This is a genomic window from Vibrio sp. 1288, assembly GCF_033344475.1.
Genome location: NZ_JAWPOX010000663.1, coordinates 1 through 640 on the forward strand (window position 1 = coordinate 1; position 640 = coordinate 640).

At 38.1% G+C, this 640-nt stretch carries 1 pseudogene; it reads left to right on the forward strand.

Going from position 1 to position 640, the window contains the following annotated elements:
* Window positions 1-225: pseudogene (locus R8O11_RS28635) on the forward strand (glycosyltransferase); the annotation flags it as partial.
* Between the last annotated feature and the right edge of the window lie 415 nt (window positions 226-640).

The following is a 640-nucleotide window of genomic DNA, read 5'->3' on the forward strand; positions in this document are numbered from 1 at the left end:
GTAGCCACGCTTGAAGATCTTGGGTTAGCCACTGCAATGGACAGTTTAGACATTTCTACCGTACGTCAGCGGCTCAAAGAGCAGCAAGCTGAGAGGGTTAAATACCCCGACGTTGCACAAGCCATCGTGAATTGGGTTTTACAAGGGGCGTGGGATTCGCAAGAAGAACTCTCCAAACAGTTGTGGGAGCAGGTGGATTTTCCGAGCTATGTATCCAATATCTAAGTTTGTTTGCTCGGATTGTTTGTGGCAAACACATAATAACTATTAACTACCTATTATTACGTTCCTACCAACATTCCTACATGGTACTTGGTGCAGCTTTTCGATTTCGAAGGGCTGCATTTTTATTCCCTCTCGTTCATTTCTATTCATTGTTTAATTGCAGATTATTTGACTGATACGCGCAAATTTACGCCAAAGATATAGGCGGTGTTTTTTGGTCTGTTGGTTATTGATAGGTGGGGTAAATGTGTTTCGATGTTTGTTCTTAGTCTTATCAATTTGCTAAATACATACTCAAAGAGTGTGGTTTTAGTTGTTTTATAGTTTTTTATGTTTTTCTCAATTGGTTGATTTTAAATGATTAAATACCTAAGTGGCTAAAATTTAGTGATTAAATATCAATCTAGTTGCTAAA